Below are 14,740 nucleotides of genomic sequence, written 5' to 3' on the forward strand. Positions count from 1 at the left end.
GCGCATTGTTTGGGATCGGCGAGTGGCACCCAGCCTACGACGCCAACGATGAAGTCGACATTATTGCCGATGTCGAGATAGTCTTCGGTCTCGTCGATATCGTTGTGCAACTGGACGAGGATGGTCTTGTCTATGCCGCACTCAACCAGTGATGGACCGAGGTCTTCGGGTGTGAAGTCGCGATCGAGCCTATCTCCTACCGCCGGCGGGAACGACAGCGGATAGCGGACGCGGTCCTGAAAGTGCAAGTGAGAATCGATAACGTGCATGAGACTGCTCCGCACACCGATCTGTCGTTGTCCTAGGACTTGCTGGCGGTCATAGCAGAAAGATAACGCCTGGCGTGACTATCTGCCTTTATGCAGCGCGGTTCAAGCGGTTGCCTAGCGCCGAGGCCAACTCGCTTCGTATTGACAAGGCGATCCAGCGCCTCAGGTGACTGCGGTTCTGCTCTTGCGATACAGATCGGAACGGAGTGAGGAAAACGGAATCGCCAGCGCAGGAACCGGCTCTTCGCTGCCTCAGATCCGGGTACTCCCTATTGGCTGACCGCCAATGCGAGACGGATGAGAAGTTGCCGTTCGGCTCAGCACGTTGCGCCAACTACCAAGCCACTACTCGGACGTCGCGTTCGGGGCCGATTCCGGTCAGGCAGATTCTGGCATTCGAACGCGGCTAGCTGACTTGCGTCTCTCGGCGACGCTTCCGCCTTGCCGGCGCATAGGCACAGAAACGTTACGGGTACCCTTGGCGATCACTCCGGCAGCCCATAGGTATCTCGTTCCTGAGAAATCATTCCAAACCTCGACCGCATCTGCAGTCATCGTTCCGGGATTCTTCGAAGTGGACGTCTCCAATACTGCGCTCGGGTTATCTCGCAGCCCGCAAAATGCCGACAGAGCGAGCCGTCCGTGTCCGTGCGAAGGCGCCCGGCTGCACTACGCGATGTTGGGATTTCGCGCCGTTACAACCCAGGAACTCGACTTCATCATTACCCCCTCGGGGCGGACGAAATCGGCAAGGACGGCTCTCAGGCCGGCTACATTTCCGGGTATCATCGCTTCGCTTCCTCACCAGCTTTACGTACGACTTCGCCTGCTGGGCCGATGGAAGGACACTCCTCGTCGATGTCGCGTCCGACCAATACGTCCACAGGGGTCGGCGCGAAGTCAATTGAGGTCATGGGAGCCGGCGCACGCGCATTGTTTGACAATCGGCTTCACGCGGAGGCTTGTCGCTGCATCCAGCGAAGCAGGACTTCCAATGCGCCGCGCCTAGGGTGCCCGACCCGATAAACAAAGTAGAAGCCGTAGCCGGGTAGAACGATATCGCTGACACGCAGAAGACGGCCATCGCGAAGTTCCCGTGCAACAAGCACGTCACTACACAGCCCTAAACCCTGTCCGGCTACGATCGCTTCGATCCCATGGTGCTCTTCGTGGAATTTCAGTTGCGGTGGCCGGACGATGCCGCTGATGCGGTGGCCTGCCGCTCGGGCCGCATTCTCCCAGTGACGCCAAGTGGGCGCATCTACGTCGGTCAGGGGCCAGCCGACCTCTACACGTGGCAGATCGAGGATTGCCTGAGGCTCGATCATGCGGACGCCTCCCTGAAGAATCGACGGAGCCGCAACGACGTGGAAGGTATCGCGAAGCAGCTCCACCACGACTCCGTCTGTCGGGGATCGCCGCGCATAACGGATCGCAACGTCAACTTCGCCCGTGCGAAGGTTCAGTACCGTATCCGTTCCCAGAAGGTCGAGCGTCGATCCCGGCGCTTCCGCTCGCCAGCTTTCCAGGCGCGGCACCAACCAGCGCGCCGCGAAGGCGCTGGTTGTCGTGACCCGAAGATGGCCGATCGGGCTGCCAGGGGTAAGGCGGGCAAGCTCGTCCGAGATCGACAGAAAAGCGTCCCGGACAACCGGCAGAAGCTGTGCGCCCGCAGTGGTGAGCTGCAACGGCCTCGGCTGGCGCTGAAAAAGGGGCTGGCCGCAATAGCGCTCCAGTAGCCGTATCTGGTGGCTGACGGCTGTGGGTGTGACGGACAGTTCCTCGGCCGCCTTCCTGAAGCTCAGAAGGCGGGCCGCGGATTCGAAGGCCTGAAGCTCTCGAAGGGGCGGAAGGCGGTGCATGCGTCGAATTCTAGATGAATTGTACTCACCTTGCCTCGAATTTTTTGCTGTTGCCCCGCATCCCATCGAGTCCGACCATTCCGGCATTCTGGAAGGAGATCATCATGCTGGACGGACAATCGGCATCTACCGCTGCAACCATGATCGAAAGGTTCGAGCAGATCCGCCCTTTGCTGGCAGAGCAATCTGGGCGCTTTGACGCGGATCGAAGCCTGTCGGATGAGGTTTTTAATGCCTTGAGCGGAGCGGGGTTCTTCCGCCTTCTGCTGCCAGATCAACTAGGCGGATGCGAGCTTTCGCCCCTCGACTTTATGACCGTGGTCGAGCATGCCGCAGCAGTCGACGGAACAATCGGCTGGCTCATCGGAAACGGAGGCGGCATTTCGCGTGCTGGCGGATACTTGCCGTTGGACGCCGCACAGAAGGTTTTCGGGAGACCGTCGGCCTTCGTCGCCTCAAGTACAGGTGCGATTGGCAAGGCGGTCCCTGCGGAGGGTGGATACCGCATCACAGGCCGGTGGCCTTTTGCCAGCGGCGCGCCACACGCCACGACCTTTGCCCCGCTTTGTGAAGTGAACGAAGGCAGCGGGCGGATCGTTCTGGCGTTCTTGCCCCGTGAGTCCGTCAATCTGACCGACAATTGGTATGTGTCAGGGATGAGAGGCACCGGAAGCTGGGATTTCGAGGCAGACAACGCGTTCCTGCCAGCCGAATTCGTTTGCGACTTTCAGCCAAATCCTACCCACGCCGGTGTCGTCTATCGCCTTCCGGGCATTTCCGCCTTTGTCTGGACTGTTGCCACGGTGCCGCTTGGAATCGCGAAGGGCGCAATCGACGCGCTCATCTCGTTAAGCTCCGGTCACCGTCGTCAGGGAACGGCGGTACCCGTCGCAGAACGCGAACTGGCTCACTCAGAGATCGGGCGCTGCCTTTCGCAGTGTAGGGCGGCTGGCGCCTACATGCGGTCAGCCATGTCGGCCTTGTGCGCGTCCGTCGAAAGCGAGGGCTCTGATCTAGTTGCGGACCGGATCAACTACCGGCTTGCCTGTTCTCACGCCGCTGAAGTCGCCGTGAGCGTCGTACTGCGGGTGAACGATCTGATCGGAGCCCGGGCTCTTGCCGAGTCCCAGCCCTTCGAGAGGCGCGAACGCGACGTTCGCGCGGCGGCCAAGCACATCGCCATGAGTGCCGAGCAGTTTGTGATCGGTGGCCGCTACGCTGTTGGCGGCGATATCAGCGGCGCAAGCTTCTAACGATCAGCGCGCGCTGGTCCCGACGTGATCCCGCCGCGTTGGTCCGCTGTAGGGCTGCCGGGGTCGGCCGATCTTCGGCGTCGGGTCCGTGATCATCTTTTCCCACTGGCTGATCCAGCCCACCGTCCGTCACATTGTGGCTGATTAAACGGCGTCGCCATCGTACCGAGAAATGCCGATAAGCGCCGAGCTGCTTCGTCCGAAGTCTGATCGGGAATGACGTCAAGGGGGCCGGAAGCGGACCGGCGGCTTTCGAAAGGCGAAAGCGAGTAAGCAGCCGCTCCTATCACGCTTCGGGAGGCCTAGGCCGATCATCAGCGTCGAGCAACATCCAAAATAGCGAGAGCTAAATGCCGCAAGCGCGTCTCACCTGAAAAGTCGCGCCAGTACCTTGCCGGCGACCTGACGCGGTCGCACACGGCCCACGCTCGATACGAAGCCTCCCGAATAGACTTGCCGGACCATTGCGGCGCGAGCACCGATGCTGCGTTCGACCTCGACCGCGAAATCGTGGCCAGAGCTCCTGACGATGCGTCCATTGAGCCGAGCACCACCAATCTGAACCCCTACTTCCGTACCAATCGGTGCGTGCACCATGCCCACCAGCCGCATTCCACCCAGCGAAATGTCCGCAGTCTGATACACATGAGACCGGGCACCGATCGTCACGATAACGGGCAGTGCACTGCGAAGCCGCTCGTTGCGCCGCAGTCGCGGTCGCTCGATGCAGACGGCAATGGTGGAGATAAGGATGAGCATATTGTACCAGCACCAATAGAGTGCAACGACGCTGGAATCCTGCAGTGGTCCGTCGCCGCCGAAGGAAACAAGAATACCGAGGATGGTCAGGCAGAGCAGCACACTGAATGGGATTAGCATCCGCCATTGGATCACCGTCTCGCTTCGATCTCCTCCCTTGGCCGTGATCTTGAATCTTTGCCCCTTCGGACGGAAGAGCCCGATCGCGGCTGCCGTCAGGATCTCGCGCGCGGCAAGGAGCTGTGACACGTCGGACATCACCGGAAGCACCCGTTGTCCAGACAGCCATGCCATCACGCCGACCTGGGCAAGATAGTAGGGAACGAAGTGCGCAATGCCGTCAGCCGTTCCAACATTCACGGCCTGGACGTCGAAGAGCAGGTAGAGGATCGGGATCACCAGGCCGGCAATCCGAAACAGATAGGAGGCCGTCCAGTGAAGCAGGCTCTCGATGAGGCTCATGCGATCGAGGAAATGTAAGCCGTTGCCGAGCTTGAACGGCCCATCTGCGCCGCGGATGATCTGCATGAAGCCGAGACACCAGCGGCTGCGCTGGGTGATGTATTCCTTGATTCCCTCAGGAGCCAGTCCGAGCGAAAGGCGCTCGTTGAGATAGACCGTACGATACCCATGGCGCTTTAGCCGCAAGGTCAACAGATAGTCCTCGGTGACCGACTCGGTGGCAAAGCCTCCTACCTCGGCCAAAGCCTGCATGCGTATCACCGAGGAGGTGCCGCAACAGAATGCGGTTCCCCATGCGTCCTTCGCCGGCATCAGGACGTCGAAGAAGTAGCGCTGCTCGTCCGGCCAGGCATCGGAGGCCTGCAGATTGGCCTGAATCGGATCCGGATTGATGAAATGCTGTGGTGTCTGAACGATGCCGACATCCTCATCTCGAAACAGCGTGAGCGCACGCGAGAGGAACGCCGATGTCGGAACGAAATCGGCGTCCAGGATGGAGACGAAATCCGGCGGAGTGTCGAGCCCACAAACGTGCCGCAGCGCGTGGTTGATGTTTCCCGCTTTCGCGTTCGCATGGTCCGGCCTGCTCAGATAGTTGCACTTCAGCTCTGTCGCGAGTTCGGCAAGCCACGCGCGCCGTCCGTCATCGAGAACCCAGACGCGAAAATTGGGATAGGATATGCCGATGGCGCCGAGCATGGTGCGTTCGAGGATATCGCGCTCCTCGTTGTAGGTGCAGATGAACACGTCAATCAACGGCGCCTTCTCGCGTGAAAGCAACCATTCGGTGTTGGCGTCGGCTTCCGGTGAGCGGTCCTTGATGCGTGTCAGCGTGATATATGAGAGGATCGATCCGATTGCGGCAGCACATTCGAGAGCGAAGAACAGCCAACCGGCGACGAAGTCGGCGGGTTCACTCGCCGACGGGATCGTCATGGTTGCGCGCCACATCAGATAGCGCAGCGTCAGCACTATCACGATGACGATCGGCACGGCCCGCCATTGCGACTCGCGATCGATCAAGGGCAGCAGTAACAGAAGTCCGCCAAGTGCGATAAGAGCCGGTGTCAGCCCTTCGGCTAAGACAGAGATCATCGGGTTCATGGGTGGCCTACCGCCATCGTACCGTCAGCTCGCCGCTGGCTCGAACACGACACGACCCGTGCGCCCGACAGGACATGAACCGTCGGAGGCCAGCTTACTGACCGATATTGCCACCCGGTAGGATTCCTTGGTCAAGGCGGATGGCATGATCGCGAAGTGCGACGAAGCAGATGCAACGCCGCTGAGCTGCACGACCTTGCCAGCCAATGCCGCGCCGCCTTGCCTATAGGTGAATGTCGCTGGCATGCCGACGCTCAGGGTGTTGTACACGGCTTCGCTGACGGTCGCCGTGACGATCGCATCCGAGCAATTCAAAAGGCTGAACAGTGGTTGACCTGCCGTTACCTGCTCCCCCGGAGCGGTAAGAACCTCCCAGACTGTGCCATCGACCGGAGCCATGAGCCGAGCTTGGACGTTCATAGCGAGGCTTTGCTCCTCGTCGCTAATTGCATCTTCCGCACGGTTCATGCGCGTGGCGAGCCGAACCATATCGGCGTCGAGGCCCGCGATGGCCTGTTCCACCTCGTCGAGGCGTTGCGCCGAGCGCGGCTGGTCGTTGTAGGCGTCGCCAAGGTAGGTTCCTGCATTGAGGGCATCGCGTTCGACCACTAGGACCGCGCGACGGGCGCGCGCCGCCGCAACCGCGGCCACAGCAACCCTTGAGTCACGCTCGGCATCGTCTATTCGTGATTGTGCGACCGACCCCGATTGTGAAAGCGTTGCCTGCCTGGAGCGGATCGCGTCCGCTCTGGCCAACTCGGCGACTGATGCCTGAATGCCCGCATCGGCTTCAGTGTTCTGAGCATCAAGCTGGAGAAGACGGTTCGAATGAAACGCTGCAAGTTGTGTGCGCAGGCTCTCGCGAATGCCTTTGAGGTTCAGCAGTTTCAAGGAGAGAGCTTGACGTTCCTGTTGGGCGTTGCTGAGCTCGTCGCCTGCGGCCTCCAGGCGGCTACGGTCCGCACGGGGGTTCGTGACTGTCACCAGCGGGTCGCCGAGATCTATCGTCTCACCAAGACCCGTATGTCGGGTATCGAGTCGGACAATTCCGTCGATTGGCGCTCGCACGGTGACGAGACGGGCGTTTACGACAGCCTCCACGCTCGAAATCTGGAAGAGCCGCTGCGCCGGCATCCATCCGGCCGCTACCACCAACGCCAGGCCGACGGCGCTTTTGACAAGGCGAGACGTCCAGTTCGATGCCGCCGGCAGGGCCGCCGCGCGTACTGCGACAGCGTCGTCGCCGTTGTCGCGGAAGTGCTTGCCCAGCAGAGACTGTAGCTCAACCGCGCCCGCGGGAGTCGCCAGGGTTTTGCTTTCAAGCTGAACGGGCTTCGCATCTGGACCAGTGAGCTGGTCAGATGCCGATTTGTCGGCGCGCGCAAGAGCGTTCATTGGCCTCGCCACCGAAGTGGCCCCTATCTGGTTGATCGGAGAACGTATTTGCCGAGCTCATTACTCAAGGCATATTTCAGAAATATCCTAATTTAACTTATGATTGATGAATTTTTACACGGAAATTGATTCATTTTTCTTGCATATTTGCCATTGTCTGCCAGCGAGGTATTTGCGCCGTTGGCCGCCGCCCTAACGAGCGCAACTCGAGGTATCTCATTCGGCTGGCGGCGCCGTTCTCGGGGATGAAGTCGACACCGGCGGATTCGAGCTAGCGGGCGGCTGCGCAAGAATCGGGTGGCGGAGCGCTGACAGATATGTCGGAATTCCGCAACCTAACCAGCAGGGGAGGCCTTTCCGGTGCGCGTGGGTCACCCTTGCAATAGCGACCTTGCTCCAGCGTCCAATCCCCTCGACGCAAGCTGTCCGCTTTTGGCGCACGGACGGGATCGTTGGAATGACCGACATGCGGCGCAAAGCGGTCGTCCCGAGCGTGGTCTTCGACTGTTCCAAAAGCGGACCTTGATTACCCTGATTTCAGAGAAGGTTAGTTTCGGGTTCGTGTCCCTCTACCATCTCAAACCACTATGCAACCTACTGGGTTCGGCGACGCGCTGGCTGCCGACCGTCTGCAGCTCGGCTCGATACCACTGACGGGGGCAGAGCTGCTCGAGGATGGCCGCCGGCACGTCGCTCGGCGCTGCAGGGTGACGGTCTTGCCCGGTACCAGTGGCGCCGCCCGTGGCGATTCGGCCAAGCGCAAGGGGAGCGCGACGGCGGCGCCTGCGGAGTTGAGGCCGATTTGACCTACAGTCATCGTGCATCCGCCTTGTTTCCTGTAATCTGTAGAAATGGTGGAAGCTTTCCGATAAGCGGGAATTTGAAAGGGCACAGAAGTGCTGGGCTACATTCATGACAACATCTTCCTCATTATTGCGTTCGCGATCGGATTTGGGATCGCCGTTTTCAGCGTATTCAAGCCCTGGAAGGGCGGATTGTGGAATTATCCTTCCGATCCTGTAGAGCAGAGGAGATTAGCGGTAAGCGTTGTCGCGTCATTTGTTGGGGTGCTCTTCGATGATGCTGCACATTTACACGCGAAGATAACAACTCGCCTTCCTGCTGAGCAGGCGTCTGGACGCACGGCGTGCGCACCAGGAAGAAAACGCGAAGGCGAACAACGGCAGCGATTGCGTGGTCTTCAAAACGCAAAAAACCGCCCCGGTTAGACCGGGACGGTAATTGATTTATGATAGAATTGGTTGCGGGGACCCGCAACCCCTTTTGTCATAACATCGTCGGACTTTTGATTTTGGTCGGGTTTGGCGAATTCCAGGATGCCGAACAACTCGCCGCGTAGCTCGGCATGGACCTCGCCGCGCTTGACGCCGGGCGTGAGGACGATCTCGCCTATCAATGAGCGCAACGCCTCGGCGGCCTGGCGTCCGTCCTCGTGGTCGGCTAGCGATTGCGTAAACTGTTCGACCCTCTTCTTATAAAGAGTGGCTATGTTGGGATGCAGGTCGGGCACGTCTGTGGGCGCCACTGCCCGACGCGCGGTGATCTCTGCCTTCTGCCTCTCCAGGTCTTCCATTCTCGCTTTCATCGAAGGTTGGTACAGGCCATCCTCGATCGCGGTTATAATGCCGGCGATGGCGCGCTCGATCTTGTCGAGCGCCTTGCGGTCCTGTTCGCCTTGCGCGCGACGCTCCTGGTTAAGGCGATTGGTCTCCTGGGCATAGGCTCTGATTGCCTCGCCCACGGCATCGGCCGAGACGAGCCTTTCTTTTAGGCCTGCGAGGACGCGCTGCTCGATCTTCTCGCGGGTGATGGTGCGGCCATTGTCGCAGATGCCGCGGCGCTGGTGGTTGAGGCAGGCGTAACGGTCGCGTGTGAACAGGCCATAGCGCCCGCCGCAGCCGCCGCAGGTGAGCAGGCCGGAAAGCAGGGAGACCGGCCGCCTCATGGTGTGCAGCTTTCTCGCGCGGGCCTTGCGCGTGGCGATCGCCACCTGGCTGAACCGGCGCAGGGTCATGTCGTCGATCAACCGCTGACGCAGGGGGCTGATCGGTGCATCGAGAACAGGATAGGGCATGGTCAGGCTCCTTGTTGAAGAAGCCCGTGATGCTCTGCCGCTGCCGAACCACCCTCAATGCGAGCGCGACGTCCGGCTCGTGATCTCTACCTCACCACACGCGCCCATCCCGCGCAGCGGGTTCGTTCTCCGGCCCAAAATGGTCGTCGAATAGTTCTACAATTCGCGATCAATTGGCGGTCTCCGGCTGGCGAACTTCAGCTGGCGATGGGCTAGTCTAGATCTTGTCGGCAAGTAGGACGCCGCCGATGCCGTAGGCGCGGCGCGTCTGTTCAACAGCCTCTGGCGTGACATCGATCAGCAGCGCGATGATGTCGCCGTCGGGATGTTCGAGAACTTCACCGAGCTCGATCAGCGTCCAGCCAAGCGCGCGCAGCCGTTTTGGCCAGAATGTCTCGCACACCACGCTGATCTGTCGAATCCCCAAGCTTTGCGCGGTCTCGAGCAGACCGCAAAGAACCAAGCCAGCGATCGGCGACGGGGCGCCTTGCGTGCGAAGCGATGGAACGACGAAGAAACGCGTCCATTCGAAGATTTCAGCTGCTCTGGGAGGCCTGCCGCGGGCGAGACCCGGGAAGACCTCGCTCATGAGATGCGGCTCCAGCGTCGGCACGAGACGGGAACCGCCTATGATCTTGCCGTTGGTGTCAAGCGCCAGAACATAAAGCGTATGCTCGTTGTCGAAGGCGTCGATCTCGATGTTGATGGGCCGTGCGACGGCGCGCCAACGCCTCTGCTTGACGTAAATCTCGTACCGTATCCGAAAGTAGCGCTCCAGTACTTTCCTGTAGTGCTTCCTGTTATCCCAAGTGACCAGATGTATACGAACCATGACGCCTCCAGGCGGAGGGTCGTAGGAAAACGGACTTGCCGTACGTATGACGGTATTCAGGTATTGCTAAATCTGGATTTCCTGCCGTCGCAGCGCCTTGACGATGGCGTGCGCGACATTGATCGCGTCGAGCTTTGCTCGAATGTTGCGCTGATGGCTTTCAACCGTGTTCCTGGTAACACCGAGGATACAAGCGATGTCATCGGTGGATTTGCCTTGCGCGCTCCACTCCAGGAGTTCGCGTTCACGCGCCGTCAAGGGCGTGGGCTCATCGCCATCGCCCGGTGTTCCCAGCCCTGAGAGGCTTCGAAAGGTATGCGCGCAAAGCGTCTCGATAAGGGGCATGGCGCTTGCCGGAACTTCGATCTGGTCACTTGCCATCGTGACGACGCCTGGCCCGGCCAATGGAAGATGAATTGGGACGCAGATGCCTTCTTTCATCCCGAACTCGGCCGCCTCGTGCATGACGAGCTTCGCGCGTGGAACCAGCCTTGCGGTCGGCAGCTCGCCCCAGCGGAAAGGCTGGGGCGAGTGCCGACACTGGGCGACACAAGGATCGTACAAAAAATATTCCTCGGTGACGTAGCGACGATGCCATTCAGGAGACCAGCCATCGGCAAGAATTTCACGCTGCCAGTCCGTACCGTGCGGCACAGGCAGTCCGGTGATCAGAAAATTTCGCAATCCATAGCGCTCCATGGCGAAGCGGAACTCCTGAAGGATTGCATCGGCCGACCGCGCAGTATCGATCCTTGTGATCGCCGCAAAAAGGTCGACAACAGTTTCGTTCTCCATTGGCAGACCTCAACCACAGTCAGGCCCTACCCCGCGGAACAACCTATGGCTGTCTAGACACAATCTTCAATAGGACACGCATCGAATGTACACTGAAGGAGTCAATCACGTGTCACAACGAAGAGATAAGTGAAAATCTGGTCAGCAATGCATTGTGGAAGTGTGGCTTCAATCGGTCGACTTTGAAGCGGCCGGTTTCGTAACCCGAATAGCTCGCTTATTTGCCGCGCTTGCTGAAACCAACTCTTGTGGCTCGACATTCAACGCCTTGGCTAAAATCTCGACTGTATCCAGCGTGGCGTTGCGCCGCCCGGCCTCGACGCTGCTGATATAGGCGCGCGTGCGGCCCGAAACGAAAGACAACTGCTCCTGCGAGAGTTTTCTTTCTCTGCGAAGCCGCTGCACGTTCAGGCCAAAAACGCCGCGAAGTTTCATCGAACAAGGGATGCTACGACGCGCACTATGGTGCGACACACTATAGTGCACATTCCGCATTGACAGCCGTGCTGTTGGCTGTTTGAACCAACAAGCGAATTCATCGTTTCCCGGACAAGGAATAGCCATGACGAGCCGGCCGTTTCGCGACCTCGCGCACGACGTGTCCGCGCATTCCTCAGGCGAGGTTAGCCGTCCCGGTATGGACACAAGCCAGGTCCTGGAACTCGTCTGCATCCGATGCGGCGCTTCCTACCCCGCCGATGTCACAATCGACTCCAAAGGATGCGCGCGGTGCCAAGACACCGCGCCGGCAAATCTTCGCCCGGTCTATGCGGCCCCGCGGTCTCCCCTCTTGGCCGGCGCCACCAGTTCGCGCTCGCTGTGGCGTTTTGCGCATATGCTGCCTTGTACAGAAGCGGAGGCGGTGAGCCTCGGCGAGGGGCTGACACCATTGCTGGCCGCGCCGCGCATCGGTGCGTTTCTCGGCGTGCCGGATCTTGCAATCAAGGACGAAGGCCGGAACCCGACCTGGTCGCACAAGGACCGCTTCTCGACCATCGCGGTCAGCGTGGCGCGCGCGCGCGGCGCGAGAATTGTCGCCACCGCCTCATCGGGAAACGCCGGCGCTTCGCTGGCGGCCTACGCTGCCCGCGCGGGGTTGAAATGCTTCGTCACCACTTTTGCGGGATCGGCCGGCGCGATGCTGGCGCAGATCCGCAAATATGGCGCGACGGTCCTGCCCTTGGTCAGCAAAATGGACCGATGGTCGCTGCTTGAACAGGCAGCGGCCCGTTACGACTGGTTCATCGCATCGCCCTATCACGGTCCGGTCGTCGGCAGCCATCCACTCGGCATCGAAGGCTATAAGACGATCGCCTATGAGATCGTCGAGCAATCAGATGGCACGGCGCCAGACTGGTGCGTCCTGCCGGTCTGCTATGGAGATGCGTTGTCCGGTGTGTGGGCCGGCTTTTGCGAGCTGTTTGCGCAAGGGTCGATCACGCGCCTGCCTCGTCTCGTCGCAGCGGAGGTGCATGGGTCGCTGGCGGACGCTCTGGCCAGCGGCGCCGATGCGTTGAGTGAACGCAAAATGCTGTTCGACAGCCTTGCCGTATCGATCGGCACGCCGCGCAGCACCTTTCAGGCGCTGAAGGCCTTGCGCGAATCCGGCGGGCACGCCGTCCCCGTCAGCAATCACGGCCTGATCGCGATGCAGGAGCGCCTTGGGCGGGACGAAGGGATCTTTGCCGAACTGGCGTCGGTCACGCCACTGATGGCGATATCGACATTGAAGGCCCAAGGTGTCATCGCAGCCACGGACCGTGTCGTGGCCGTCGTGACAGCCAGCGGTCTCAAGGACCTCGATCGGTCCGCGGGATCGAACGAACACGATCAGGTCTTCCAGACGACGGACGATGCCTGGCGCTGGCTCGACAAAAACGGGCTGGATCTCGTTTCATAAATTTTCCGCCGCACCGGCAACCGGTGGCACTTCGCTTGCTTCGCGCGTTTTCAGCACATCGTCGAGACTGCGACGCAGCCAAAGAAAGCGCGTCCATTGCGTTTCTGCGGCCGGTGCGATGGTGGTCAGAGTCCTTGGTTCAGACAGTTCCTTGCAGGGCCAGCCAGGCAGCGCGCTGAGCCATTCGTCATTGTAGACAGTCTCGGCATGGCGATGGCCTTCGTCAGGCATGATGACCGCCACTTGCGCATACGGAAGGGTCGTTGCAACCCATTGCGCCACCAACGCGGCGGCGCCGCTGGTCGGTCCCATGAAGAGGCCGTGCTCGCGCAGCAAACGATGCGCGGTCATGTAAGCCGGATAGGCGCCAACCCAATGGATCTCGTCGACAAGCTCATGCCTGACATTTTTAGGAAGCACGCTGTTGCCCAGGCCCCGCAGCATGCGTTTGCCGACGGGCTGTCCGAACAGGATGCTGCGATGGGTATCGACGGCAAACACTGTCAGATGCGGAAAGACCGTTCGCAAAAAGGACGCGGTGCCGCATAGCGAGCCGCCCGTACCGACGCAGCCGACGAGGCAGTCAACCTTGCCCATTGCCCGGATGAAAAGTTCGGCCAGCCGCGCATAGGCAAGCCAGTTGCCCGGACTGTCATATTGGCGGGTCCAGAAGCCGTCCGGCTCGTTGGCCAGGATTTCCTGGAGGCGCTCCAGCCGGCCAGGCTGATTGCCGTCGCCGCGCGGATCGTCAAGGGCGATGACCGTGGCGCCGATGCGCTCCAGACGGGCTTTGTATTTGGCATCGATCAGCGTTGAAGCGGTGACGAGCGTAAGTCGATAGTCACGCGCCGCCGCCAGCAGCGCGACCGCCATGCCGAACGTGCCCGACGTCGTCTCGACAATGTGGGAGCCGGCCTTCAGTTCGCCATCCGACGCTGCTCGATCCAGAATGTAGCGAGCCGGCATCAGCTTCATCAGCGGAAACGCCGCGGCCACGAGATTTGGCGCCAGGCGCGCAAGGCGCGGGGTCTCAAGGTCCCTGAAATAGTCCACGTCGAGGGTCACCATGTCCAGCCCTCCGCATTGACCAGATGGACCTCGACATCCTTGAAGCCGGCACGTCTTATCTGCTGCGCGACCAGGGCCGCCCGTCGCTTCAGATTCGATGCGAAAAGGTCGAAAATCAGGCCGAACAACGAGCCGCTATGAGCGACTTGCACCCCGCACGCCCCGGCTCGCCGGGCGATTTCGGCGATCTCGCCGAAGCCCTGTTTCGGCAAGTGCCGTTGACTGATCAGGGCACTGGCCGAGGCGGCGCGTCCAAGAAGATAGGGATCCTGGAGGCGAACCGCCCGCGCCACCAGCGCCCTAAGCACGCCGAATTCCTGGATTTCGGCACTATCGTAGCGTGCGGGCGGCAGCTGCAATGTGTCGACCGGGACCCCGCCATTTGCCTTGAAGCCGACCAACAGCAGCGGCGGCAGGGAGCCTCCGAAATTCTCGATAACCGTGCCTTCTCGTTGCGCGAAAAGCACTGCGTGATCGTCGAACGCGATCGCGTCGCTGGCGCGCTCGGCAGCCACCGCCAGACGCCCGATGCTTGACGGTCGCAGTTGGACGTCAACGGCTGCGGCGACAGCACGAATGGAAGCGACAACGTCAGCCGTCGATGAGCCGTAGCCGTGCCCCACCGGAATTGCGCTTTGAAGTGTCAGCTGGCCGCCGCCGGTGACGTTCAAGAAATCGAGCGTGAGCCGCGCGGCTGCCGACGCCTTGACCTTATGATCGGGGTGGACAACGACCGCATCTGCGTCGCTGCTGGCAAAGCGTGCCTCCGACCTCAAGCCGGCAATTGGCAGCGTCACGAGCCCGCGATGAAGGCGCCCGTCATTATCCTTGAAGACGCCCTGGATGAGTTCGCCGTGATGCGCAATCGCCACCGCCGTTCCAACCGGCGACCGCAGCGCTTCACTGCCCCTGAGATCGCCGGCCTCAACCATTTTCATCTCCCCCG

General features: G+C 60.7%; 12 protein-coding genes and 1 pseudogene. 3 read left to right on the top strand and 10 right to left on the bottom strand.

All coding sequences use genetic code 11. The annotated features are described in order from the left end of the window. Together AC04SH_RS26455 and AC04SH_RS26460 are read right to left on the bottom strand one after the other, a co-directional pair. Window positions 1-269, bottom strand: a pseudogene (locus tag AC04SH_RS26455) (amidohydrolase family protein); the annotation flags it as partial. Window positions 270-1,219: 950 nt separating this feature from the next. Next, complete coding sequence (locus AC04SH_RS26460) at window positions 1,220-2,131, bottom strand: LysR substrate-binding domain-containing protein (protein WP_488577189.1); 912 nt, start codon at window positions 2,129-2,131, stop codon at window positions 1,220-1,222. Between the two features lie 104 nt (window positions 2,132-2,235). On the opposite strand from AC04SH_RS26460, the gene AC04SH_RS26465 reads away from it, so the two are divergent. Next, a complete protein-coding gene (locus AC04SH_RS26465; RefSeq protein ID WP_488577190.1) occupies window positions 2,236-3,384 on the top strand; it encodes an acyl-CoA dehydrogenase family protein in 1,149 nt (382 codons plus the stop codon). Between the two features lie 366 nt (window positions 3,385-3,750). On the opposite strand, the gene AC04SH_RS26470 is transcribed toward AC04SH_RS26465, so the two are convergent. Next, complete coding sequence (locus tag AC04SH_RS26470) at window positions 3,751-5,709, bottom strand: glycosyltransferase (RefSeq protein WP_488577191.1); 1,959 nt, start codon at window positions 5,707-5,709, stop codon at window positions 3,751-3,753. Window positions 5,710-5,733: 24 nt separating this feature from the next. Beyond that, complete coding sequence (locus AC04SH_RS26475) at window positions 5,734-7,104, bottom strand: HlyD family secretion protein (protein ID WP_488577192.1); 1,371 nt, start codon at window positions 7,102-7,104, stop codon at window positions 5,734-5,736. Window positions 7,105-8,000: 896 nt separating this feature from the next. Between AC04SH_RS26475 and AC04SH_RS26480 the strand changes: the two genes are divergently transcribed. Further along, on the top strand, window positions 8,001-8,333 hold the full coding sequence (locus AC04SH_RS26480) for a hypothetical protein (protein ID WP_488577193.1): 333 nt from the start codon (window positions 8,001-8,003) through the stop codon (window positions 8,331-8,333). On the opposite strand, the gene AC04SH_RS26485 is transcribed toward AC04SH_RS26480, so the two are convergent. The 4 genes from AC04SH_RS26485 to AC04SH_RS26500 all read right to left on the bottom strand — a co-directional run bounded on the left by AC04SH_RS26485 (window position 8,330) and on the right by AC04SH_RS26500 (window position 11,261). After that, a complete protein-coding gene (locus AC04SH_RS26485; RefSeq protein WP_488577194.1) occupies window positions 8,330-9,151 on the bottom strand; it encodes a recombinase zinc beta ribbon domain-containing protein in 822 nt (273 codons plus the stop codon). The two genes, AC04SH_RS26480 and AC04SH_RS26485, sit on opposite strands and share 4 nt — an antisense overlap. 265 nt (window positions 9,152-9,416) lie before the next feature. Beyond that, window positions 9,417-10,031, bottom strand: coding sequence for an acyl-homoserine-lactone synthase (locus tag AC04SH_RS26490; RefSeq protein ID WP_477345227.1), 615 nt, complete (start codon window positions 10,029-10,031; stop codon window positions 9,417-9,419). A 66-nt stretch (window positions 10,032-10,097) separates the two neighbouring features. Further along, window positions 10,098-10,826, bottom strand: a complete 729-nt coding sequence (locus AC04SH_RS26495) for a LuxR family transcriptional regulator (protein WP_477345229.1) — start codon at window positions 10,824-10,826, stop codon at window positions 10,098-10,100. 168 nt (window positions 10,827-10,994) lie between these two features. Beyond that, the gene (locus AC04SH_RS26500; protein WP_477345231.1) at window positions 10,995-11,261 is read right to left on the bottom strand and encodes a helix-turn-helix domain-containing protein; all 267 of its coding nucleotides are present in this window, start codon (window positions 11,259-11,261) and stop codon (window positions 10,995-10,997) included. A gap of 202 nt (window positions 11,262-11,463) precedes the next feature. Between AC04SH_RS26500 and AC04SH_RS26505 the strand changes: the two genes are divergently transcribed. After that, window positions 11,464-12,726: a threonine synthase gene (locus tag AC04SH_RS26505; RefSeq protein ID WP_488577261.1), complete on the top strand. Its 1,263-nt coding sequence runs from the start codon at window positions 11,464-11,466 to the stop codon at window positions 12,724-12,726. Here AC04SH_RS26505 and AC04SH_RS26510 read toward each other — a convergent pair. Further along, window positions 12,721-13,794 carry a PLP-dependent cysteine synthase family protein gene (locus AC04SH_RS26510; RefSeq protein WP_488577195.1) on the bottom strand — a complete coding sequence of 358 codons (1,074 nt, stop codon included), beginning with the start codon at window positions 13,792-13,794 and terminating at the stop codon, window positions 12,721-12,723. The two genes, AC04SH_RS26505 and AC04SH_RS26510, sit on opposite strands and share 6 nt — an antisense overlap. Beyond that, window positions 13,788-14,666, bottom strand: coding sequence for a GHMP family kinase ATP-binding protein (locus AC04SH_RS26515; RefSeq protein WP_488577196.1), 879 nt, complete (start codon window positions 14,664-14,666; stop codon window positions 13,788-13,790). The genes AC04SH_RS26510 and AC04SH_RS26515 overlap by 7 nt, the downstream gene beginning before the upstream one ends. Window positions 14,667-14,740 lie beyond the last annotated feature (74 nt).

It is taken from the genome of Mesorhizobium sp. CNPSo 4688, assembly GCF_057784295.1.

Coding starts and splice junctions, on each gene's coding strand:
- AC04SH_RS26460 (WP_488577189.1), bottom strand. CDS start 2,131: ATGCACCGCCTTCCGCCCCTTCGAGAGCTTCAGGCCTTCGAATCCGCG.
- AC04SH_RS26465 (WP_488577190.1), top strand. CDS start 2,236: ATGCTGGACGGACAATCGGCATCTACCGCTGCAACCATGATCGAAAGG.
- AC04SH_RS26470 (WP_488577191.1), bottom strand. CDS start 5,709: ATGAACCCGATGATCTCTGTCTTAGCCGAAGGGCTGACACCGGCTCTT.
- AC04SH_RS26475 (WP_488577192.1), bottom strand. CDS start 7,104: ATGAACGCTCTTGCGCGCGCCGACAAATCGGCATCTGACCAGCTCACT.
- AC04SH_RS26490 (WP_477345227.1), bottom strand. CDS start 10,031: ATGGTTCGTATACATCTGGTCACTTGGGATAACAGGAAGCACTACAGG.
- AC04SH_RS26495 (WP_477345229.1), bottom strand. CDS start 10,826: ATGGAGAACGAAACTGTTGTCGACCTTTTTGCGGCGATCACAAGGATC.
- AC04SH_RS26500 (WP_477345231.1), bottom strand. CDS start 11,261: ATGAAACTTCGCGGCGTTTTTGGCCTGAACGTGCAGCGGCTTCGCAGA.
- AC04SH_RS26505 (WP_488577261.1), top strand. CDS start 11,464: ATGGACACAAGCCAGGTCCTGGAACTCGTCTGCATCCGATGCGGCGCT.
- AC04SH_RS26510 (WP_488577195.1), bottom strand. CDS start 13,794: ATGGTGACCCTCGACGTGGACTATTTCAGGGACCTTGAGACCCCGCGC.